We start from the raw sequence: 21078 nt of genomic DNA, 5'->3' as shown, positions 1-21078 counted from the left end.
CTCAAGTAGCGAAGCGATAGAGCGGCCCGACAAACATCAAAGCTGAGCCAGCAGATGCTCGGCCGACGAAACCTTGAACTCGCCGCCCTGTTCGATGTTCAGCTGGGTGACGGTGCCGTCCTTGACCAGCATCGAATAGCGCTGCGAGCGCTCGCCCAGGCCAAAGCCCGAACCGTCCAGCACCAGGCCCAGGGCCTTGGTCAGTTCGCCGTTGCCGTCGGCCAGCATGACGATGCTGTCGTCGGTGATGTCCTGGCTGTCGGCCCAGGCCTTCATGACGAAGGCGTCGTTGACCGAGATGCAGGCGACCGTATCGACGCCCTTGCCCTGGATGTCGGCCAGATGATCCTTGAAGCCCGGCAGGTGGCGCGCCGAGCAGGTCGGGGTGAAGGCGCCGGGCACGGCGAACAGGGCCACGGTCTTGCCCGCGAAGATGTCGGCGGTGCTGACGGGCTTGGGCCCCTCGGCGGTCGCCTGGGCGAGGGTCGCGTTCGGGATGCGATCGCCGATCTGGATGGTCATGATTGTCTCGCTGAGGTTGGGGCTGACGGGGTAGGAAACACCGCCTGCGACACATAGAGAGCGCCGCCGGGACCGCAAGCGTCCGCTCGACTTGCAAGCGCCGCTTTCGCGACCGATGATCGGATGATGAGCCAAGCCTCCACCCTGACCGGCCGCCTGCTGGTCGCCATGCCCGGTATCGACGATCCCCGGTTCGAACACGCCGTCATCCTGATCTGCGCCCACGGCCCCGACCATGCCATGGGGCTGCGGCTGGACCGACCGGCGCCGGGGGTGGATCTGAAGACGGTCCTGGACAAGCTGGAGGCCCCGGCCCCGGACCAGTCGATCGGCCGTGCGGTCCTGATGGGCGGGCCGGTCGAGCGCGAGCGCGGGTTCGTGCTTCATACCGACGACTGGATGATCGGCGACGACAGCCTGCCGTTCGGCGACGGCCTGGCCATGACCGGCACGCGCGAGGCCTTGGCCGCCATGACCGACGAGGTCTCGGGGCCGAGCCGTTCCGCCCTGCTGCTGGGCTATGCCGGCTGGGGCGAGGGTCAGTTGGAAGGGGAGTTGGCCGATAACGTCTGGCTGACTGCCGACGCCGATCTCGATCTGATCTTCGACGGCGAACACACGTCGAAATGGACCCGCGCCCTGGCCCAGATGGGCGTGGACGCGGCCATGTTGTCCAGCCAGGGCGGCCGGGCCTAAACCCAGCCGCCCCATTTCAGGACCTAGAAGCGGTAGTTCATGCCGATGCGGAACATGTGGGTTCCGAACTTGCCGTTGCTGCGGATCATATCGGTACCCGTGGTGTTCGGGGCCGAGATGAAGGGGTTGGCGGCCGGGGTCGTGCCGGTGTTGCCGACGCGGATCACCGGGCTTTCCACGTCCAGCGAGGTGTACAGGTATTCGCCGTTGACGGTCAGGCCGCGACCCAGGGCGTATTCCACGCCGCCGCCGGCCTGCCAGCCGTCGCCGTCATCGCTTTCGCTGGTTTCGGTGAAGCTGTTGGCCTGGTTCGAGGTGCGGAACTTGTTCTCGAACTTGCCGTAGGCATAGCCGCCGGTGCCGTAGATCAGGGCCGGGCCATAGGCGTAGCCCAGCTTCAGACGGGCGGCCGCCGTGCTCTCCAGCTCGCGCGTGAAGGTGTAGAAGGCCGGGGTGGTCGAGAAGCCGGTCACCGAGTCCTGGACGTTGTTGACGCTGTATTCCGCCAGGGCGCCGACGACGAAGTTGCCGAACTGCATGTCGTAGCCGGCGCGGACGCCCGCTTCGACACCGTCGTTGTCGTCACGGCAGCCTGTGCCGGGCGCGGTGCTGGTCGCCATGCCGCCGCAGTAGCCGGGGCTGAAGGCGTTGGCGCCGAGGGCGGTCGAGACCTGGTCGCCGTAGCGGCCGTCCAGATTGCGGTCGAAGCCGAGGTTTTCGTCGCCGTCGTCGTTCGACTGGTTATAGCCGCCGAAGATGCCGACGTAGGGGCCGGACCAGTCGGGGGCCACGGACTGCGCCAGGGCGGGGGTGGAGACCATGGCCAGCGCCAGGGCGCTGGATGCGAGTGTCTTGATCATTGGGGGAGGCTTTCGTGCCAAAACTTGCGGGCGCGACGTCCCCGCTCGCCGTCACAAAAGCCAAAACCGGCCACAGGTTCCCTGACGTCGCATCGCTAAATGTCGCACATCCAAAAGCTGTGTTGCGACGTATGGGGGCCTAACGCGTCGTCATCGACACCAGCAGCGCCAGCAAAAGCAGCAGGCTGACCCCCTGCCAGAACCGCACCGGATCGCGTTCGATCAGGGACAGTTGGCGCGGCGGCGGAGCGGCGACGGCGCTGCCGGTTTCCAGCACATGGATCAGCTCCTCCACATCCTCGAACCGCTCGTTCGGATCGACGGCGACGGCGCGCATGATGGCCGCCTCCAGCCAGGCGGGCATGTCCGGCCGATGCCGCGTCGGAGCAACGGGCGCACGGTCGAAGCGTGGCGCATCGGCCGGATCGACCTCGCCCCACGGATAGGTGCGGGTGAACAGCCGATACAGCGTCACCCCCAGGGCGAACTGGTCGGTGGCGGCGTTCCCGCTCTCGCCCGCATACATCTCGGGCGCCTTGTAGCCGGCGGTGCCGGGCGCCTCGGCCTCTGCGAACTCCTCGGCCAGCCTGAGCCGCGCCACCCCCAGATCGACCAGCTTCAGCCCGCCGTTCGTCTCCAGGATCACATTGTCCGGCTTGATGTCGCGGTGGGTCACCCCCGCACGGTGCAGGGCCGACACCGCCCGCGACAGACGCAGGGCCACGCCGATCCCCTCTGCGATCTCGAACGGCCCCTCCTCAGCCAATCGCGCATGCAGGGTCTGACCGGCATAAAAGGGCTGTGCGATATACAGACGGCTCTGGCGGCCCGCATCCAGGCTCAGCACCTTGCCGACGAACGGGCTGTCGATGCGCCGCCCGATGAAGGCCTCGCGCAGGAAGGCGGTGCGCGCGCCGCGCTCTGACACCACGGCGGGCTTGGGAAACTTCAACACCACCATGCTCCCGTCGCCCAGCGTGTCCTTGCCCAGGAACAGTCGCGTATAGCGCCCGTCCGCGACCAGCCGCTGCAAGGCGAAGCCGTCGACATTGTCGCCCACGGCGGGCGGCGGCAGGATGGCCAGACCTTCCGCCTCGGCCGTGATCGCCTCCCAGTCGGGCGCGCCGGTGCGGACCACGTCGATGACGATGGCGGTGGCGTTATCGCGCGCCCCCGCCGCCTCGACCTCGGCCAGAATCGCCTTTGCGTCCGCGTCGGGCGAGCTGCGTCGCCCCAGCAGGCCCGCGATCACCGCGTCGGTCAGCACCCCATGCACCCCGTCGGTGGTCAGCAGCAACCGGTCGTGCGGCTCCAGCCGCACCTGACGCACGTCCAGCTTCACGTCCGCCTCGATGCCCACCGCACGATACAGCACATGGCTGAGCCCCTGCTGGGCGCGCGTATGATCCTCGGTCAGCCGCGTCAGCACCCCGTCACGGAAATGCCAGGCCCGGCTGTCGCCGACATGCAGAGCCGTCGCCTCGCGCCCGCGCAGGATCACCGCCGTGAAGGTGGTCGCCGCCGCCTCCATCGCCGGATCGATCTTGCCGCGCGAATGGAGCCAGCGGTTGAAGCCCCGCAGCGCCTTGATCCCGTTGGCGGCGATGCCGTTCAGCGGGTTCTGGTCCAGATAGCCGTCGATGAAGCTGCGCGTCGTCAGCTCCGCCGCCATCCGCCCCGCCTTGGACCCCGACACCCCGTCCGCGATCACCGCCACCACCCCATGCTCGCGCTGCTCGGCCGCCGTGCCGATATGGACGCCGCCGAAATCCTGATTGTCCGCCTTGGGCCCCTGCAAGGTCGCAAAGCCGGCGGCGATCTCCAGTCTGGCGTCTGTCATGGCGGCGAGTGTCCGGGATTTATGATCCTATGGCTAGACGCCTCACGGACGATGCCTTGGCCTCAAAGCGCCAGAACCGCGCGAACCGCGACATAGGCGGCGACCACCAGGATAAGCCCGGCGAACAGGGCGCGGCCCAGCGCGACATTGGCGCCCAGTCGGCGCGCCAGCGGCAGGCCGGCCGCCGTGCCCGCCACCCCGCCCACGGTCATGGCCGCGACCAGACCCGGATCGATCCAGCCGGATAGGGCGTAGTTGCCGGCCGTCGTGGCCCCGAAGGCCGCCACACTGAGCAGGGACGTCGCCTGGGCGGTCGCCAGGCTCATGCCCGTCGCCGCCATCAGGCCGGGCACGATCAGGAACCCGCCGCCGATGCCGAAGAAGCCCGCCGCCGACCCGACCCCCGCCCCGGCCAGGCCGACATTGGGCGACATGGCCCAGTTGAGTCGGGGCTCGGCGCGAACGACGACGGGCTTGGGCCGCAGCATCGACACGCCCACCGCCGCCATGGCGACCGCGAAGATCAGCAAAAGCTGATGGCCGTCGATCATCTTGGCCAGGGACGACCCGAACCAGGCGCCCGCCGCCCCGGTGACGGCGAACAGGATGGCGCAGGGCCAGCGCACCCGCCCGGCCTTGGCCTGGCCGGCCAGGGCGGTCAGGGCGTTCAGCGACACCCCCGCCGCCGAGACGCCGACGGCGACATGCGGATCACGAACGCCGACGACGTAAAGCAGCAACGGCACCGCCAGCACCGACCCGCCGCCGCCGAACAGCGTCAGCAGCAGGGCGACGACGCCGCCGCTGAAGGCGGCGAGGCTCAGGCTTAACAGGTCGGTCGTCATGGCGTCAGGCGCCCCCAGCCGCGCTTCTGTTCCAGGGCATGACGGCCAGCAGACGCGCCATGCCGCAGAAGCCGGTGGCTCCCGCAAAGAACAGGCCGGCGCCGACGAAGGCGGACAGGCCCCAGAAGGCGGGATGCACCAACAGGCCGAGCGCCGCCCCGGTCAGGATCAGACCGCCGGCTGTCATCTGCACCTGCCGCATCAGCTCGATGGGCTTGGACCGGTCGGTGCGGGTCGCCAGGCCTTGCCTCTTCCAGGCGTCCAGCCCGCCGTCCAGGACGAAGGCCTGACCCGGAACCTGGGCCGCCAGGCGGTCGCAGTTGACGCCCGTCCGGTTTCCGGTCCGGCAAGTGAAGATCACGTCGCGCCCGTCCGCAAGGTTGCGCGCGGACTCATCGAAACTGGACAGCGGCGCATGGACCGCGCCCGCGACATGTTCGCGGACGAACTCGTCCTGTTCGCGAATGTCGATCAGGACGGCGCTGTTTTCCATCAGGCGGCGCGAGACCTCGGCGGGGGACAAGGGGGTCAGGACGGGCATCGGGGTCATTCCTTTTCGGGGACAAGAGGGGGACAGTAGATTTCAGCCAGGACGGCGATCACCTTCAGCACGGCCGGGTCGGCGATGCGGTAGAACACCGCCGTGCCGTCGCGCCGCGTCGCCACCAAGGCCTCGTCCCGCAGCTTGGCCAGATGCTGGGACAGGGCCGACTGCGACAGGCCGACCAGCGGCAGAAGCTGGCCGACCGACATCTCGCCCTCGCCCAGTTGGCACAGGATCATCAGCCGTTTCTCGTTGGACAGAGCGCGCAGCAGGGCCGCCGCCTCGCCCGCGCTGGCCTGGAAACGCTCAAGTCCGATGGTTTGAAGGTCGATCATGAGCCGCAATATATTCGCGCTTGCTAAATTAGCAATACCTAATATGTTGAAGCGCGAAAGGAGCCTTCCCCATGGCCCACAACCCCAACGTTCGCGGCTTCTTCGACCCCGCGACCCATACCGTGACCTATCTGGTCAGCGACCCGGCCACCGGCATGGCCGCCATCATCGACCCGGTGCTGGATTTCGACGCCGCGTCCGCCCGCACCTCCACCCGATCGATCGACGCCGTGATAGCGGCGCTCGAAGGCGCGGGCCTGACGTTGGCGATGGTGCTGGAGACCCACGCCCATGCCGATCACCTGACGGCCGCCGCCCATCTTCGGCGCGCGACGGGCGTCTCCATCGGCATCGGCGCCCATATCACCGAGGTGCAGTCGACCTTCGCCCCCCTGTTCGGGGCCGATGACGTGCGCAGCGACGGTCGGGCGTTCGACCATCTGTATGGCGACGGCGACTCATTCGCTCTGGGCGAGCTTTCGGTCGAGGTGATCCACACGCCGGGCCATACCCCCGCCTGCGTCAGCTACAGGATCGGCGACGCGGTCTTCACCGGCGACACCCTGTTCATGCCGGACTACGGCACGGCCCGCACGGACTTCCCCGGCGGCGACGCGCGAACCCTCTATCGGTCGATCCAGCGCCTGCTGACCCTGCCCGACGACACCCGCGTCTTCGTCGGCCACGACTATCTGCCGCAGGACCGCACCGACTACCGGTTCGAAACCACCGTCGCCGATCAGCGCGCCCATAACATCCACGTCGGCGGCGGGATCTCTGAAGAGGATTTCGTGGCCATGCGCGAAACCCGCGACGCTGCCTTGGGCGCGCCCCAGTTGATCCTGCCGTCGCTCCAGGTCAACATCCGCGCCGGCGACCTTCCGCCGCCCGACGCCGGCGGACAGCGCTATCTGCGCCTGCCGCTAAACGCGATCTGACGCCTTAAGCCGAGCGCTGCTTCAGCGGGGCGGTGCCGTCGGCCAGGCTTTCGGCCAGATAGACCTCCGCCTCCTGGGCCGGGAGCGCCGGCGCATAGCCGAAGCCCTGGCCGTAGTGGCACTGGGCTTCCAGCAGCAGGGCGGCCAGTTCGGCGTTCTCGACCCCTTCGGCGACGACTTCCAGTTCCAGATCGCGGCCCAGGTTGACCACCGACTTGACGATCTTGGCCGAGCCCTCGTCCTTGTTCATCGTCAGCACGAAATAGCGGTCGATCTTCAGCGTATCGAACGGCAGGCGCGCCAGATAGGACAGGGACGAGAAGCCGGTGCCGAAGTCGTCCAGCGCCAGCGACGCCCCGACGTCCTTCAGCGACTGCAGCACCTCGGCGGCGCGCGCGGTGTCGCGCATGATGTCGCCCTCGGTGACTTCCAGCTTCAGCGCGCCCCTGGGCAGGCCGCTTTCCTTGATGATGCGCGCCACGTCCTCGCACAGGTGCGGGCGTTCGATCTCGCCGACCGACAGGTTGACGCTGCAGAACATCTTGCCGGCCAGCGGATGGCGTTCGATCCATTCCGCCAGCTGCCGCGCCGACTGGGTCATCATCAGCAGGCCCAGGTCGTTCATCATGCCCAGATCGGCCGTCAGGCCCAGGAACTCGTCCGGCGGCACCAGGCCGCGCCGCGGGTGACGCCAGCGCGCCAGGGCCTCGAAGCCCGCCACCGCCCCGGTGTTCAGGTTCACGATGGGCTGGAAGAAGGGCACGATCTCGCCGCGCACGAAGGCGTTCCGCAGGTCCGCCTCCAGCGCCAAACGGCTTAAGGAGTCGCTTTCCAGCGCCCGGCCATAGGCGGCCGATCCGCCGCGCCCGGCGCCCTTGGCCGATTCGACCGCCAGCTCGACCCGGCGCAACAGTTCGGCGGCGTCGGGCGCATCCGGCCCGCCCTCCACCATCACCGCCCCGATGGAGACGGTCGGATAGATGTCGAAGCCCGCCACCCGCAGCGGCTGCTCCAGCGCGTCCCGCACGCGATAGCTGGTGTGCGAGGCGGTCCTGGGCACGATGATGGCGAACTCGTCCTCGCCGATCCGCGCCGCCGAGGCGTCCTTGTTGAAGGCGGCGGCCAGGCGCGAACCCAGGGCCGACAGCACCAGGTCGGTGCGTTCATGTCCCAGCGCCTCGTTCAGGCGCCGCAGCCGGTCGACGTCGCCGACCACGATCTCGTATTCGCCGGGCTGGGTCAGAACCTCGCCCACGCGCGCCAGGAAGGCGCGACGGTCCAGAAGGCCCGTCAGCGTGTCGCGATCCGATCCGGCGAACTTGGTCTCCAGCGCCACGACGCCGGCGGCGCGCAGTCCGTCCTCCAGCCAGACGCCGCGCCAAAGGCAGGTCTCGGACCCGCGCATCCGCAGGCGCACGGCGACCTCGGCCCCCTCGTCCTGGGGCTTCAGCATGCGTTCGGCCAGGCTGCGATCCTGAGGCATGGCCAGGGCGACAAAGCCGGCGGCCGTGCATTCCGGGGCCAGCGGCCCCAGGCCCAGCGACCGCGTCGCGCCGGTGAAGCGCAGTTCGTCCGTCGCCGGCGTCCAGACCCACAGCGCCGTATCGGCGGCGGCCAACGCCTCGATGGCGGTCGTGGCGTCCCAGGCCAGCGATCGGGATCGTGGTGTCACGCGTCTCGCCCTTCCAGACGGCCCCCGGCCGTCAACGCTCGTCCTCGACCAGGCCGAACAGCAGATGATCTGCCCACTCGCCGTTAATTTTCAAATAAGCGCGAGCCCGACCTTCGTTGCGAAAGCCCGATTTCTCCAGAACCCGGCGCGATCCGTGGTTGCTCGGCAGGCAGGCCGCCTCCAGCCGGTGCAGTTTCAGCTTGTCGAACGCATAGCCGACCACCGCCTGCACCGCCGCCGTCGCCACGCCTTGGCCGGAATGGGGCTGGCCGATCCAGTAGCCCAGCGTCCCGGTCTCGGCGACGCCGCGCCGCACATTCGACAGGGTCACCGCCCCCGCCAGGGTCTTGCCCCCGTCCACCAGCACGAAGAAGGGCCAGGCGTGGCCCAGTTCCATCTCGCGCGCATAGATCGACAGCCGACGCCGGAACGCCGCCTTGGTCAGGTCGTCCTCGGGCCAGGCCGGCTCCCACGGTTGCAGATAGTCGCGCGACCCGTCACGCAGCGTGGACCAGGCGGCATAGTCGCCCGCGCGCGGCGGCCGCAGCAGCACGCCGTCGCCCCGGACCACCGGCCCGGCCACATCGCTCATCCAGTCCAGCAGGGCCATGACGCCTCATACAACAGGAGGATTGTGGCCTGAACTCACGGTTCCGCCAAGACGGTCGCCGTCAGCTTTAACGCCAGCTCGCGCCCCAGGCCCTCGGGCGCGCCCAGCATCGGCGTCAGGATGTCGCCGATCAGCCCCTCGGCGAAGGCCATATAGGCCGCCGTCATGACCAGGGACCGCGCCCGTTCGGCCGCCCGGGGATCGTCGGGCGCCATGGCCGCCAGCCGGTCGGCTAAATCCCGCACCACCCCGCCGAAGCTTTCCGCCCGCCCCTGTTCGCGCGCCAGGGCCAGCCAGGCCGCCATCTGCGACGCCCCGCCCTTGCCGAAGGCGTCGAAGACGACGGTCATCAACCGATCCGGCTCCACGCCCTCGCGCCCCTCGCCCGACCCTTCGTTCAGGCCCGCCTCGATCCGTTCGGCCAGATCGCGCACCATCGCGTCCATCAGCGCGCCCTGAAGCCCGGCGGCCGAGCCGAAATGGTGGATCAGATTGGCGTGGCCCACGCCCATCCGCTCGCCCACGGCCTTCAGCGTCACCGCCGCCGGGCCGCCGGACAGCAGCAGGTCGCGCGCCGCCTCCAGCGCCTCTTCGCGCGCCACCGCCCCGCGTCGGCGCTTCATCGGACCATTAGTTGACATTGATGTCAGTTAACTCCATATTCCTCTCGACATCGAGGAGCAGAACCATGGCGAAATCCGCCACCCCCGCCGATCTCCAGATCAAGCCGCGCGACCTGCATATCGACCGCGAGGCCCCGACGCCACGCTGGTGGCTGAACGGCGACCCGTTCGGCACGGCCGTGATGAACGCCCTCAGCCTGACCTTCCCCGATGGCGAGCGGTTCTTCATCCAGTCGGTCAAGCGGTTCGCCAAGGATACGCCCGCGAACCTGGCCGCCGACATCCGCGCCTTCACCGTTCAGGAAGGCGCCCACACGCGCGAACACATGGCCTTCAATGCCATCACCGCCCGCGCCGGCTACGAGACCGCCGAGATCGAGGCCTATGTCACGGCCCGCCTGGATCTCGCCCGCGCCCGCCCGGCCATCGCCCAGCTGGCGGCGACGATGGCGCTGGAGCATTTCACCGCCGCCTTCGCCCATCGGCTTCTGGCCGACCCGGACCTGCTGAAGGGCTCGCCCCACGACCTGGCCCGCCTGTGGCGCTGGCACTCCATCGAGGAGATCGAGCACAAGGGCGTGGCCTATGACGTCTTCCTTCACGCCACCCGCGACCTCAGCCCGCTGAAGCGCTGGCGGTTGCGGCGCTGGGCCATGTTCCTGACCACCCTGCTGTTCACCCGGACGGTGCGCGAGACGACCCTGATGCTGCTGAAACAGGACGGCATCGTCGGCTGGAAAGCGCGTTGGGGCCTGTTCCGCTGGCTGTGGCTGAAACCGGGCCTGTATCGCCGCATGCTCGGGGACTATGTCGCCTTCTACAAACCCGACTTCCACCCGTGGCAGGTGGACGACCGCGACCTGATCGCCGACGCCGAGGCAGGCCTGGCCCAGCCCGCCTGACCCAGCCGGCCTGATCCTCTGATCCGATCTCGCGACGGAGTTTTCGCACCGGCTGCGTTACACTCTGCGGGGACGGACGAGGAGAAGGCCATGGCTTCATCACCGACCGACGCCGCCATCGCCCTGACCCGCTTGGGTCTCGGCGCCAGGCCCGGCGAGATCGAACGCGTCGCCGCCGATCCGCGCGGCTGGGCCACGGCCCAAATCCGGCCCCAGGGCGCGCCCCAGCCGTCCGGCCAGTTCGCCGACACCGCCCAGCGCGTCGCCCAGTATGTCGACTATCAGAGCGACGCCGGTCAGGTCCGTCGTGACCGACGCACAGCCCCCGAGGCCGTCTCCGCACCCGCGTCCATGACGGGTGACAGGGTCCCGACCGCGCCCGCCTCCGATCCCGATCCCGATCCTGGGGCCGTCGCCCGGCGCGAGGCCCGTCAGGCCGCCCGCCGCGACATCACCCAGGACACGGCGCAGGAATTCCTCGCCCGCGCCCAACTGGGCGCCACGACCGACGACGGGTTCGCCGAGCGGTGGGCGCTGTTCTGGGCCAACGCCGTCACCGTCTCGGCCGTCAAGTTCGCCAGCGGCGCCTTCGTCGGCCAGTACGAGCGCGAGGCCATCCGCCCGCACGTCTTCGGCCGGTTCGAGGATCTGGTTTTGGCCGCCGAACAGCATCCCGCCATGCTTCTGTATCTGGATCAGGCCCGCTCGGTCGGCCCCGACAGCATGGCCGGCGCGCGCCGCAACGCCGGGCTGAACGAGAACCTGGCCCGCGAGATGATGGAGCTGCACACCGTCGGCGCCGATGGCGGCTACACTCAGGCCGACGTGACCGAACTGGCCCGCGCCCTGACCGGCTGGTCGATCCCCACCGCGCGCGACAACCGCCAGACCGCCCGCCCTCGTCGCGCGCGCACGATGGCCGCTCAGATCGAGCCCGGCCCCGACGGCTTCGTCTTCCGCGCCAATGTCCATGAACCGGGTCCGCGCACGGTGATGGGCAAGACCTATCCGGCGTCAGGCTTGGCCCAGGGTCAGGCCATCCTGCGCGACCTGGCCCGACATCCGGCGACCGCCAAACGCCTGTCGCGCCGCCTCGCCGCCCATTTCGTCGCCGACGATCCGCCACCGGCCCTGGTCGCCCGCCTGGAAGAGGCCTGGACCCGATCCGGCGGCGACCTGGCCCAGGTCGCCCGCGCCCTGGTCGAGGCGCCCGAGACCTGGACGCCACAGCCCGCCAAGATCAAGACGCCGTATGAGTTCGTCGTCTCCACCCACCGCGCTGTGGGAACTCGACCCGAGCGGATTCAGCCGCTGCGTCAGGCCCTGCTGGACATGGGCCAGCCGCCGTTCGCGGCGCCCTCCCCCGAGGGCTGGCCCGACGCGGCCGCCGACTGGGCCGGTCCCGACGCCCTGGTCAAACGGCTGAACTGGTCGCGCACCGCCGCCGACGCGGCCCAGGCGGCGGACCCGAACGCCGTCGCCACCTCCGCCCTCGGTGCGCGCCTCAGCGACCGCACCCGCCTCGCCGTCGCCCGCGCCGAAAGCCGGCCCGAGGCCCTCACCCTTCTCTTCATGTCGCCGGAGTTCCAACGCCGATGACCGCCCTCAATATGAACCGCCGTCATCTGTTGGCCGCCGCCTCGGCCGGGGTCGGCCTGGCCTTCGCCGGGCGGGTCGGCGCCCAGACCGCTGGCCCGGCCAACAAGCTGGTCGTCGTCATCGCGCGCGGCGCCATGGACGGCCTGTCCGTCACCGTCCCCCATGGCGATCCCAACTACGTCCCGTTGCGCGCCGGGCTGGCCATCCCCGCCCCTGGCGAGGCGAACGGCGCCCTGGCGCTGGGCGAAGGTTTCGGCCTGCACCCCGCGCTCGCCGGCCTGCACGACCTGTATGGCGCCGGGCAGATGCGGTTCGCCCCGGCCGTGGCCCTGCCCGTCCGCATCCGCTCCCACTTCGACGCCCAGGACGTGCTGGAAAATGGCGGCGAGGGTCTGCGTCAACAGACCGACGGCTGGCTGAACCGCGCCATCGTGGCGGCGGGCGGCGCGTCGCTGAAGGGCCTGTCGATCGGCGCCCAGACGCCGTTGATCCTGCGCGGCGACGCCCCCGTTTCAAGCTGGGCGCCCGGCGGTCAGGTGCGCGGCGGCGACCGCATTGCTTCCCTGCTTCAGGACCTCTACGTCGAGGATCCGATGCTGGGTCAGAACCTGGCGCGCGGCCTGGCGACCGAGGAACTGGTCGGCCGGGGGCAGAACATGGACGGCGAGGACGGCCGCCTGCGCCGCAACGACGTCCTGGACCTGGGACGCGCCGTCGCCCGGCTGATGTCCGGCGCCGAAGGGGCCGACATCGTCGCCGTCTCCCTGGACGGCTGGGACACCCATGCGGGCCAGCGCGCGCAGCTTCAAACCCGGCTGACTGGCCTGGATCAACTGGTCACGGGTCTGAAGGACGGGCTGGGCGAGACATGGTCGCGCACCGTCGTCGTCGTCGCCACCGAGTTCGGCCGCACCGCCCGCGCCAACGGCACGCAAGGCACCGACCACGGCACCGGATCGTCGCTGTTGCTGGCGGGCGGTGCGATCAGGCGCGGCGGCCCCATAGGCGACTGGCCGACCCTGGCCGACAACCGTCTGTTCGAGAACCGCGACCTGGCGCCGACGATGGACATCCGTTCGGTGTTCAAGGGCGTGCTGCGCGACCACCTGGGCGTCGACCGCGCCGCCCTGGACGGCCGCGTCTTCCCCGGCAGCGCTGCCGAGGCCCCGGTGCTGGAGGGCCTGGCCTAGCCGCCACGCTTGCTTTTCGCGGCGCAACATCGCATCAGGACGCCATCACCTTGGACCCGGCCCTGTTCGCAGGCGACGGGTGGCTATCCCCGCCGCCGATCCGCTGGGAAACCGAACCGCCTTGAAACCGAACTGTCGGGCGCGGCTCATCCAGATGAAATCCTGAAATGTCCATCATCGCCTCCGCGCGCCAGCAATGGCTCGCCAACCCTCGCCGCGACCTGCTGGCCGGGACCGTCGTGGCCCTGGCCCTTATCCCGGAAGCCATCGCCTTTTCCATCATCGCCGGCGTCGATCCGGCCGTCGGCCTGTACGCCAGCGTGGTTATCGCCGTGACCATCGCCTTCGTCGGCGGGCGCCCGGCCATGATCTCGGCCGCCACCGGGGCCATGGCCCTGCTGATGGTCACGCTGGTTCGCGACCACGGCCTCGAATATCTGTTCGCCGCCTCCGTCCTGTGCGGGGTGTTCCAGATCGTCATCGGCCTGCTGAAACTGGGCCGCTACATCAAGTTCGTCAGCCGCAGCGTCATGACCGGCTTCGTCAACTCCCTGGCGATCCTGATCTTCCTGGCCCAGATGCCCGAACTGATCGGCAGGGGCTGGATCACCTACGCTCTGGTCGCAGCCGCCCTGGTCGTCATCTACGGCTTCCCCCGCATCACCAAGGCCGTGCCCTCGCCCCTGGTCGCCATCGTCGCCATCAGCGCGGTGGTGATCGTGCTGAAACTGGACGTGCGCACCGTCGGCGACATGGGCCAGATGCCCACGACCCTGCCCATGTTCCACCTGCCTGGCGTTCCCCTGACGTGGGAGACGCTGGCGATCATCGCCCCGATCTCGGCGACCCTGGCCTTCGTGGGTTTGCTGGAAAGCCTGCTGACCGCCAATCTGATCGACGACATCACAGACACCCCGTCGGACAAGGATCGCGAGACGCGCGGTCAGGGCATCGCCAACATCCTGTCGCCCCTGTTCGGCGGCATGGCCGGATGCGCCATGATCGGCCAGTCGATGATCAACGTCACCTCCGGCGCGCGCGGGCGGCTGTCCACCCTGTGGGCCGGTCTGTTCCTGCTGTTCCTGATGCTGGTGCTTCAGGATTGGGTCGCGCAGATTCCCATGGCGGCCCTGGTCGCGGTCATGATCATGGTCTCGGTCGGGACGTTCGACTGGTCCTCGGTGCGGAACCTGCGCACCCTGCCCTTCCAGTCTTCGGTGGTCATGATCGCCACCACAGTCACCGTCGTCGCCACCCATGACCTGTCCAAGGGGGTGATCCTGGGCGTGCTGCTGTCGGCGGTCTTCTTCATGCGCAAGGTCGGCAAGACGATCACGGTCACCGAGATCGAGACGCCCGAGGACGGCGTGCTGCGCTACCACGTCTCAGGCCAGCTGTTCTTCGCCTCGGCCGACCTGTTCGCCGCCAGCTTCGAGCATCACGGCCATCCCAGGCGCGTCGAGATCGATCTCAGCGACGCCCATCTGTGGGACCTGACCGGCGTCGCCGCGGTGGACAAGGTCGTCTTCCGCTATCGCCGCCAGGGCGCCCAGGTCGAGGTGGTGGGCATGAACGACGCCGCCCGCACCCTGGTCACGCGGGTGGGGCGGTTCGAGAAAATACATTTGCCGGACGGGGCCGGCGCGCACTGAGCAGGGGTCAGGCGGCGTCCGAAGCCTGCTCCGCGTCAGCGTTGGCGACAGCGTCCGGCTTGGGCATCTTGCAGATGCGGTTCAGGTCGGCGCGGATCGAACTGCCCTGGAAATGCGAGATTTCGGCGCCGGAATAGCCCTCGCCGGACAAGGCCTTGACGACGTCGCCGGTGTTCAGACAATCGGGCGAACGGGCGAGCTGGTAGGCGCGCTCCACGACGTGGGTGCGGTTCATGGTGGGAGCCTTTCGTGCCCCCTAATAACGTCCGCCAAGCTAAACCGTTCCGGTCGTTGAATTTCCTTCACATCGCCCGCGCTTGCATCCGTCACAAATATCTGCGCACATATAGCTCGTCGATCTCTCTGCGTAACGCCCACTCTCTCTGCGAACGCACGAGTCAAGGCCGCTCCCATTCAGACCCGACAGGCCGCAGGGGCGTTCCCTCGGTCAACTTCTAACGGAGGTCTTATAATGGCTACCGGCACTGTTAAATGGTTCAACCCCACCAAGGGTTATGGCTTCATCCAACCCGACGACGGCGGCAAGGACGTTTTCGTCCACATCTCGGCCGTTGAAGGCGCTGGCCTGCGCGGCCTGGATGAAAACCAAAAGGTTTCCTATGAGCTGGAGCGCGACAAGCGTTCGGGCAAGGAATCCGCTGGCCAGCTGCAAACCATCGGCTGATTTCAGCTTCACAGCTGATATGGCGACGGCGGCTCCTGATGGAGCCGCCGTTTTCAATTCTGGGCCTAGGCCGCCTTTAGCTCGGGCTCGTCTTCGAAAGATTGGTCGGCAGGCCCGGCAGTGCAATCCTCGGTCCAAATTTCCTTGGGGTCGGCCATCGGGGCTGGGCGGGCTTCATCTCTTCGTTTCATGTGCGCGCCCAGACTTGCGAGCAACGATGACAGGAAGCCACCGAGTTCTAGAACCTGATGGTCAAAGTGATCTTCATCTTGATAGAGAGGCACATGGGTTCGCGTCCAATAACGCTGTTCCCCATATCAGCGTTCTAGAAAGAATTTCGTTCCATTTTACTTGGATATGAGGAAATAAAAATCCGTCAGTCGTCTGGCATCCTGCGTTTATGTCTTTGATATCGACGACGCATATTTGCCGCGAAGACAGAAATCGAAGAGCGACTTCATAGATCTTTCAAAGAAATACTGCCTCGATATCAGGCGCTGACAAATCCCCCAATGACGATGTGCTGTCCGAACAGCCCGGACCCTCTGCGGATGCCTATTCGACGACAGCGCCCGCTCAGCGCCCGAAACAGGTCCGTTCGATGAAGCTCTGCGCGGCGGCCGAGGCTTCGGACGGATTGTGACCGCCGTCGAACTCCAGCGCAGCGAACGGCGCCTTGGCGACGCGCAGGGCCTCGACCAGAGGCGCATAATGGTCCGCAAAGGGCGCCGCCGGATCCTTGCGGCCGCCGGCGACGAAGATCGGACGATCCGCGAGGTCGGGCGCGCGTTGGGCCAGACCGGACGTGGCCGCATCGCGCGTGATCGCAGTCATGAAGCCATCGACGCCGTCGGGACCGAAACGGGTCGTCTCGGGTTCGGCGGCGAAACTGTCCAGATCCGTCTTCCAGGCCGCGCGATAGTCCGCGTCCGTGCCCCAACGCGCGCCGATCACGCCCATGTCGGCGGGAACCAGGGCCACGGCGCAGCGCACGCTGTGATCCGCCGCCGCCGTCTGCAACGCGACCCAGCCGCCATAGCTGACGCCGATCACGCCGATCTTCGCGGGGTCCGCCCCACTGGCGGGATCGGTCTTCAGCCAGGCCACGGCCGCCGCCCCGTCCTCGCGCGAATGCTGCAGGCCGATGGACCCGCCGGAGGTTCCCGTGCCGCGATACTGGGTCAGCAGGACGCTATAGCCGGCCTTCTGCAGATCCGTGGCGATGCGCGGGATGTTCGGCCCGGCCGGGAAGCCGTTGAACAGAACCACGGCCGGGCGCGCGCCTTCGCCGACGCCTTGCAACAACCGCGCCGACATGGCGGCGTCGCCAGACGGTATGGACACGTCCCGCGGCGCTTCCTGCGCCAAGGCCAGAGCCGGCAGCAGCGCAGCGCCCAGCGCGATCATCACAGTCTTCATGTCATCCCCGTCCTTGTTCAGCGCCACGCCGCGAATGCGGAGCGGAAGCCGTCCAGGGCCTAGTGACATGCCTGGCTAAACGGCACAGCTTACCGTTCGCTCATGACAGGGATTTCATGGACTGCGCTACGCACCGCTCAGCCCTTCGTCTTGTCGATCCACGCCGCGAAAGCATCGGTGCAGTTTTTCAGAAAATCGTGCGTGCCGAGCCAAAGGCCCCCTGCGACGCCAATGGACGCCAGCCCAGGCATGGATCAGTACGGGCCGCTTTCGGCCTTCTGCTCGCCGACCATTTCGAACAGGAGTTCGGTCAGATCCGTCATCGAGGGCGTTCTATCGTCGATGATCGCAACCAGCCTGACCTGCCCGTGAGGCGTGAAGCGCGGCGCGATCATGGCCCAGTCGGCAAAGCGCCGATGCTGGATCGGCACACGATCCACGATCACCATGTCGCAGTGACGCGTATCCATCGCGAGCTTCAGCACCAAAACATCCAGCGACCCGTGCGACCCTTCCAGAACCTGGGCAAAGCGGGATGACGTGAACGCCAGGGCTCCGATGATGTTGTTGGCCCGGTTGTTTCGAACCGACTGTTCGACGATGTCGGAGACGCCGATCAGCGCTTCCGCAGGCCCTGTCGAGCGGCTGACGTAAGCCAAGCGTTCCAATTCCATTGGCTTTCGCCCCCTATGCAGGGACGTGGTCACCTTCACCGCAGAGAGTCGAGTCAGAGGCCGGGCCCCTGCACAACATCAGCGCGCCCCCGCATCCGACATGCGCGGCAGTTTGCGGCCCCATACCACCAACCCTTCGATGAGCGGTTGCATCTCTTTGCCGGTCGGGGTGAGGGAGTATTCCACCTTGGGCGGAACCTGGGCGTAGACGGTGCGCAACACGACACCGTCAGCCTCCAACTCCCGAAGCTGTGCGGTAAGCATCTGCTGTGTGACGCCGGAGATTGCACGATGCAGTTCGCTGAAGCGCATCACCCCTCCCATGAGGTGATAAACGATGTGCAGCTTCCACTTGCCGCCGATGGCGCCGACGGCGCGCACGACCGGGCAGTCCAAGCTATCGGGGGCGCAGCACGGCGATACGTCCTCTTCCACCTGAATCTCCATAGTATGATTTTCCATAGTATGACGCAAAATTATGCGTACTACCTATCATCTTGGCAATCCATATATCTCTCGCTCCCACGAAGGAGTGAACGAGATGAAGAACGTCCTGGTTATCGGAGCAACCGGGCCTCAGGGCCACGCGGTCGCCGAACAACTTCTCGCCGCCGGCTTCAGGGTCCGCGTATTGGCGCGCGACCCGGTCAAGGCAGAAGACCTCGCAAACTTGGGCGCGGAAGTCCTAGTCGGCGATCTTGATGACGCAGCCTCAGTCGCGGCCGCAGTCGAAGGGCAGGAGGGAGTTTTCCTCACGGTGGGATTCTTCACGGGAACCCACACGCATGCGAGAAACGTGATCGAGGCCGCCAAAAAGCAAGGCGTTCAGCGCATCGTCTGGAACGTCGCAGGCCGGGTTCTGGAGCAGGACATCGGCAATCCGGCCATCGACAAGTGGCGCCTGATCATGTCGGACCTTCAAGCCAGCGGCGTTCCTTTCACCGTCCTCCAGCCGACGGTTTACATGGAGAACTTCCTCAATCCGGAGATTGCAAGGCAGGTCGCCGCCACAGGCGTGCTTGCCTATCCAATGCCCGCTGTCGCTCGCACCCAATGGATCAGCCACCAGGATGCGGCTGCCTACACGGTTGCCGCCTTTCAGCGCGCCGACAGCGAGAGCATGGTCGTTGACGTCAGCGGGCCCGAGGATCTCACCGGTCCGGAAATCGCCGAAAGATTCGGCAAGGCGCTAGGCCGCGACATCACGTTTCGCCCGATGCCGCCCCAGGAGTTTGCTGGGACGTTCCCACCGGAGATGGACCCCGAACCCATCGTACGACACTACTCGAATGTCTTTGCACATCCCGAGATCATGACGTCCAACGTAGATCATCAGGCCTCGCTTGAGGTGTTGCCGATCACGCCCCTCACATTCGAGGACTGGGTGCGCAGATACCGAGACGCGTTCACCAGCCACTGATCCAGGTGCGGCCAAGCCGTGGCTACTCGCCCAGGCTTGGCCGTTTCGCCAGAGTGGAAGCTTCAAGCCTTCGTCTTGTCGATCCACGCCGCGAACGCATCCGTGAAGCTCTTCAAGAACGCCCTCGTATCGTCCTTCTTCAGCTTGCCGTCGTCGTCCAGCAGGTCGGCGACGTTGCCGATATAGGCCTCGGGCTGCTGCATCGTGGGCATATTCAGGAAGACCAGGGGCTGGCGCAGGTGGTGGTTGGCGCCGAAGGCCCCGATGGCGCCGGGCGAGATGCTGACGATGGCGGCGGGCTTGCCCTGCCAGATACTGTGGCCGTAGGGGCGCGAGCCGACGTCCAGGGCGTTCTTCAGGGCGCCGGGGATCGAGCGGTTGTATTCGGGCGTGACGAACAGCACGGCCTGCGTGGTCTCGACCTCCTCGCGGAACCGTTCCCAGGCGGGCGGCGGGCTGTCCGTCTCCAGATCGGGATTATAGAGCGGCAGATCGCCGATCTCGATCAGTTCAAGTTCCAGCCCCGGCGCGGCGATGGCCTTCATCTCCAGGCCGATGGCGCGGGAATAGGCGCCTTCGCGCAGGCTTCCGACGATCAGGGCGACGCGGACGGGCATGGGAAGTCTCCGGGCTGGACAGGTTCAAGCGCCAGCATAACCGATCCCGACGCCCTACGTTCCCCGAAGATACAACTCCGTCACCCTCGGGCTCGTCCCGAGGGCCCACCTTTCATCAGGCACGATCCGCTGTTGTCGAGACGCGGTTTAGATCAGCGACACATCCGCCGTAGGCCCTTGGGACGAGCCCGAGGGTGACGGGAGTGGAGGGCTTACCCCCCGAACAGCGCCGCCGCGAACGCCTCGCCTGCTGGTCCGGCCGACTTCGGCCCCAGCACGGCGCTGGCCGCCTGACCGGACGCCAGCAACCGTCCGCCGACCGCGCGAACGTCCTCAACCGTCTGAGCTTCCAGCTGTTCGGTCATCGACAGGCTGGAGCGCGGCGCGCCGAAGATCAGGGTCTGGGCGGCGTTGCGGCCTGCCCGGCTCATCGGGTTTTCGTCCGACATCCACAGACCGGCCTTCATCACCGCCTTGGCCCGCGACAGTTCCTTTTCGGTCGGGCCGGTCTCGGCCATGGCCCGCACCTCGCCCGCCGCCACCTCGGCCAGTTCCTTCGCCCGATCCGCCGCCGCCCCGGCGTAGATACCCAGCACGCCGGTGTCCTCGTACGGCTCCTGATAGGCGTCGATGGCGTAGGCCAGACCCCGCTCCTCTCGCGCGCTCTGGAACAGGCGCGAGGCCATGCCGCCGCCCAGGATCTCGCCGAACAGCCGCATGGCCGACAGGGCCGGGTCGGTCGCCGACAGGGCCGGCAGTTGGAACACCAGATTGGCCTGTTCGATCTTGCGCGTCAGCTTGGCATGACCGCCGACGAAGGCCGCCGGGGCCGGGGCGTCGACCGGGGTCGCCACCGCATCGCCGAACCAGCGCTCGGCCAGGGCCAGCAGTTCGGTCTCCTCCACCGCGCCCGACACCGACACCACCATCCGGTCGGGCGAATACAGCCGCGCGCGCCAGGCCTCGACCGTCGCCTTCTCCGCCGGCTTCAGGCTGGCGATGGAGCCCAGGATCGGCCGGCCCAGCGGCTGTCCGGTAAAGGCGCGGGTCTGGACCATCTCGAACACATGGTCGTCGGGCGTGTCGAAGGCCTCGGCGATCTCCTGGGCCACCACGTCCTTTTCCCGCTCGATCTCGGCGGGGTCCAGCGTGGGGCGGAACACAAGGTCCGACAGCACCTGCATCGCCAGCGGCAGCGAACCGTCCAGACCCCGCACCTCGAAACTGGTCCGCTCATATCCGGTGGAGGCGTTGATCGTGCCGCCCTCGGCCTCGATCCGTTCGACGATCTCGCGCGCGGCCATGTCGCCGGCGCCCTTGAACACCAGATGTTCCAGCAGGTGCGACCAGCCCGAGCGATCCTCCGCCTCCCACCGCGCCCCGCCCTTGACGGTGACGACGACGGCCAGGGTCTTGAGCCCCGGCATGGGGTCGC

The 21078-nt window shown here is 67.7% G+C and carries 23 protein-coding genes and 1 other annotated feature; of the genes, 8 read left to right on the top strand and 15 right to left on the bottom strand.

The window, feature by feature from the left end; all coding sequences use genetic code 11:
• Window positions 1–36: 36 nt before the first annotated feature.
• A complete protein-coding gene (locus tag ACQY72_RS13270) occupies window positions 37–522 on the bottom strand; it encodes a peroxiredoxin (RefSeq protein WP_428154097.1) in 486 nt (161 codons plus the stop codon).
• A gap of 126 nt (window positions 523–648) precedes the next feature.
• Here ACQY72_RS13270 and ACQY72_RS13265 point away from each other — a divergent pair, with 126 nt between their 5' ends.
• Window positions 649–1218 (top strand): YqgE/AlgH family protein, encoded by a 570-nt coding sequence (locus tag ACQY72_RS13265; protein WP_428154096.1) that lies wholly within the window; start codon window positions 649–651, stop codon window positions 1216–1218.
• 23 nt (window positions 1219–1241) lie between these two features.
• Here ACQY72_RS13265 and ACQY72_RS13260 read toward each other — a convergent pair whose 3' ends face one another.
• The 5 genes from ACQY72_RS13260 to ACQY72_RS13240 all read right to left on the bottom strand — a co-directional run bounded on the left by ACQY72_RS13260 (window position 1242) and on the right by ACQY72_RS13240 (window position 5642).
• Entirely contained in the window at window positions 1242–2078 is an 837-nt protein-coding gene (locus ACQY72_RS13260; protein ID WP_159846172.1) for an outer membrane protein, read from the bottom strand.
• Between the two features lie 139 nt (window positions 2079–2217).
• Window positions 2218–3918: a bifunctional protein-serine/threonine kinase/phosphatase gene (locus tag ACQY72_RS13255; RefSeq protein ID WP_428154094.1), complete on the bottom strand. Its 1701-nt coding sequence runs from the start codon at window positions 3916–3918 to the stop codon at window positions 2218–2220.
• 62 nt (window positions 3919–3980) lie between these two features.
• Window positions 3981–4763 carry a sulfite exporter TauE/SafE family protein gene (locus ACQY72_RS13250; RefSeq protein ID WP_428154092.1) on the bottom strand — a complete coding sequence of 261 codons (783 nt, stop codon included), beginning with the start codon at window positions 4761–4763 and terminating at the stop codon, window positions 3981–3983.
• 4 nt (window positions 4764–4767) lie between these two features.
• Window positions 4768–5304 carry a rhodanese family protein gene (locus tag ACQY72_RS13245; protein WP_428154090.1) on the bottom strand — a complete coding sequence of 179 codons (537 nt, stop codon included), beginning with the start codon at window positions 5302–5304 and terminating at the stop codon, window positions 4768–4770.
• A 5-nt stretch (window positions 5305–5309) separates the two neighbouring features.
• The gene (locus tag ACQY72_RS13240) at window positions 5310–5642 is read right to left on the bottom strand and encodes an ArsR/SmtB family transcription factor (protein ID WP_428154088.1); all 333 of its coding nucleotides are present in this window, start codon (window positions 5640–5642) and stop codon (window positions 5310–5312) included.
• 71 nt (window positions 5643–5713) lie between these two features.
• On the opposite strand from ACQY72_RS13240, the gene ACQY72_RS13235 reads away from it, so the two are divergent.
• On the top strand, window positions 5714–6580 hold the full coding sequence (locus ACQY72_RS13235; RefSeq protein WP_428154087.1) for an MBL fold metallo-hydrolase: 867 nt from the start codon (window positions 5714–5716) through the stop codon (window positions 6578–6580).
• 4 nt (window positions 6581–6584) lie between these two features.
• Here ACQY72_RS13235 and ACQY72_RS13230 read toward each other — a convergent pair whose 3' ends face one another.
• Genes ACQY72_RS13230 through ACQY72_RS13220 form a run of 3 tightly spaced genes read right to left on the bottom strand, consistent with a single transcriptional unit; the run spans window position 6585 to window position 9485 of the window.
• Complete coding sequence (locus ACQY72_RS13230; RefSeq protein WP_428154086.1) at window positions 6585–8252, bottom strand: putative bifunctional diguanylate cyclase/phosphodiesterase; 1668 nt, start codon at window positions 8250–8252, stop codon at window positions 6585–6587.
• A gap of 31 nt (window positions 8253–8283) precedes the next feature.
• Window positions 8284–8862, bottom strand: coding sequence for a GNAT family N-acetyltransferase (locus ACQY72_RS13225; protein WP_428154084.1), 579 nt, complete (start codon window positions 8860–8862; stop codon window positions 8284–8286).
• A 35-nt stretch (window positions 8863–8897) separates the two neighbouring features.
• Window positions 8898–9485 (bottom strand): TetR/AcrR family transcriptional regulator, encoded by a 588-nt coding sequence (locus tag ACQY72_RS13220; protein ID WP_245159315.1) that lies wholly within the window; start codon window positions 9483–9485, stop codon window positions 8898–8900.
• 65 nt (window positions 9486–9550) lie between these two features.
• Between ACQY72_RS13220 and ACQY72_RS13215 the strand changes: the two genes are divergently transcribed.
• The 4 genes from ACQY72_RS13215 (at window position 9551) to ACQY72_RS13200 (ending at window position 14828) form a co-directional block, all read left to right on the top strand.
• Window positions 9551–10387 carry a metal-dependent hydrolase gene (locus ACQY72_RS13215; RefSeq protein ID WP_428154083.1) on the top strand — a complete coding sequence of 279 codons (837 nt, stop codon included), beginning with the start codon at window positions 9551–9553 and terminating at the stop codon, window positions 10385–10387.
• A gap of 90 nt (window positions 10388–10477) precedes the next feature.
• Window positions 10478–11986 (top strand): DUF1800 domain-containing protein, encoded by a 1509-nt coding sequence (locus ACQY72_RS13210; RefSeq protein ID WP_428154082.1) that lies wholly within the window; start codon window positions 10478–10480, stop codon window positions 11984–11986.
• Window positions 11983–13176 (top strand): DUF1501 domain-containing protein, encoded by a 1194-nt coding sequence (locus ACQY72_RS13205; protein WP_428154081.1) that lies wholly within the window; start codon window positions 11983–11985, stop codon window positions 13174–13176. Before ACQY72_RS13210 ends, ACQY72_RS13205 begins: the two co-directional genes overlap by 4 nt.
• A gap of 49 nt (window positions 13177–13225) precedes the next feature.
• Window positions 13226–13289, top strand: a sequence feature (sul1 is cis-regulatory element that is thought to sense ions involved in sulfur or methionine metabolism; They are found in Alphaproteobacteria).
• 54 nt (window positions 13290–13343) lie between these two features.
• Window positions 13344–14828, top strand: coding sequence for a SulP family inorganic anion transporter (locus ACQY72_RS13200; protein ID WP_428154080.1), 1485 nt, complete (start codon window positions 13344–13346; stop codon window positions 14826–14828).
• 7 nt (window positions 14829–14835) lie between these two features.
• Here ACQY72_RS13200 and ACQY72_RS13195 read toward each other — a convergent pair whose 3' ends face one another.
• Entirely contained in the window at window positions 14836–15063 is a 228-nt protein-coding gene (locus ACQY72_RS13195) for a hypothetical protein (protein WP_428154079.1), read from the bottom strand.
• A gap of 237 nt (window positions 15064–15300) precedes the next feature.
• Here ACQY72_RS13195 and ACQY72_RS13190 point away from each other — a divergent pair, with 237 nt between their 5' ends.
• On the top strand, window positions 15301–15513 hold the full coding sequence (locus ACQY72_RS13190; RefSeq protein ID WP_008260410.1) for a cold-shock protein: 213 nt from the start codon (window positions 15301–15303) through the stop codon (window positions 15511–15513).
• A 576-nt stretch (window positions 15514–16089) separates the two neighbouring features.
• Here ACQY72_RS13190 and ACQY72_RS13185 read toward each other — a convergent pair.
• The 3 genes from ACQY72_RS13185 to ACQY72_RS13175 form a co-directional block, all read right to left on the bottom strand.
• Window positions 16090–16932 carry an alpha/beta hydrolase family protein gene (locus tag ACQY72_RS13185; RefSeq protein WP_428154077.1) on the bottom strand — a complete coding sequence of 281 codons (843 nt, stop codon included), beginning with the start codon at window positions 16930–16932 and terminating at the stop codon, window positions 16090–16092.
• A gap of 254 nt (window positions 16933–17186) precedes the next feature.
• Window positions 17187–17606: a BLUF domain-containing protein gene (locus tag ACQY72_RS13180; protein ID WP_428154075.1), complete on the bottom strand. Its 420-nt coding sequence runs from the start codon at window positions 17604–17606 to the stop codon at window positions 17187–17189.
• Between the two features lie 78 nt (window positions 17607–17684).
• A complete protein-coding gene (locus ACQY72_RS13175) occupies window positions 17685–18053 on the bottom strand; it encodes a winged helix-turn-helix transcriptional regulator (RefSeq protein ID WP_428154074.1) in 369 nt (122 codons plus the stop codon).
• A 94-nt stretch (window positions 18054–18147) separates the two neighbouring features.
• Between ACQY72_RS13175 and ACQY72_RS13170 the strand changes: the two genes are divergently transcribed.
• Window positions 18148–19026, top strand: a complete 879-nt coding sequence (locus tag ACQY72_RS13170) for an SDR family oxidoreductase (protein ID WP_428154072.1) — start codon at window positions 18148–18150, stop codon at window positions 19024–19026.
• A gap of 62 nt (window positions 19027–19088) precedes the next feature.
• Here the strand turns inward: ACQY72_RS13170 and ACQY72_RS13165 are convergent, their stop codons facing one another.
• Together ACQY72_RS13165 and ACQY72_RS13160 are read right to left on the bottom strand one after the other, a co-directional pair.
• Complete coding sequence (locus ACQY72_RS13165; RefSeq protein WP_428154071.1) at window positions 19089–19643, bottom strand: NADPH-dependent FMN reductase; 555 nt, start codon at window positions 19641–19643, stop codon at window positions 19089–19091.
• 212 nt (window positions 19644–19855) lie between these two features.
• On the bottom strand, window positions 19856–21070 hold the full coding sequence (locus ACQY72_RS13160; protein WP_428154070.1) for a M16 family metallopeptidase: 1215 nt from the start codon (window positions 21068–21070) through the stop codon (window positions 19856–19858).
• Window positions 21071–21078: the final 8 nt, after the last annotated feature.

Source organism: Brevundimonas sp. (assembly GCF_965279155.1).
Taxonomy (GTDB): Bacteria; Pseudomonadota; Alphaproteobacteria; order Caulobacterales; family Caulobacteraceae; genus Brevundimonas.
The sequence above is the reverse complement of the archived record's forward strand: the minus strand, read 5'-3'. Positions and strand labels throughout refer to the sequence as shown.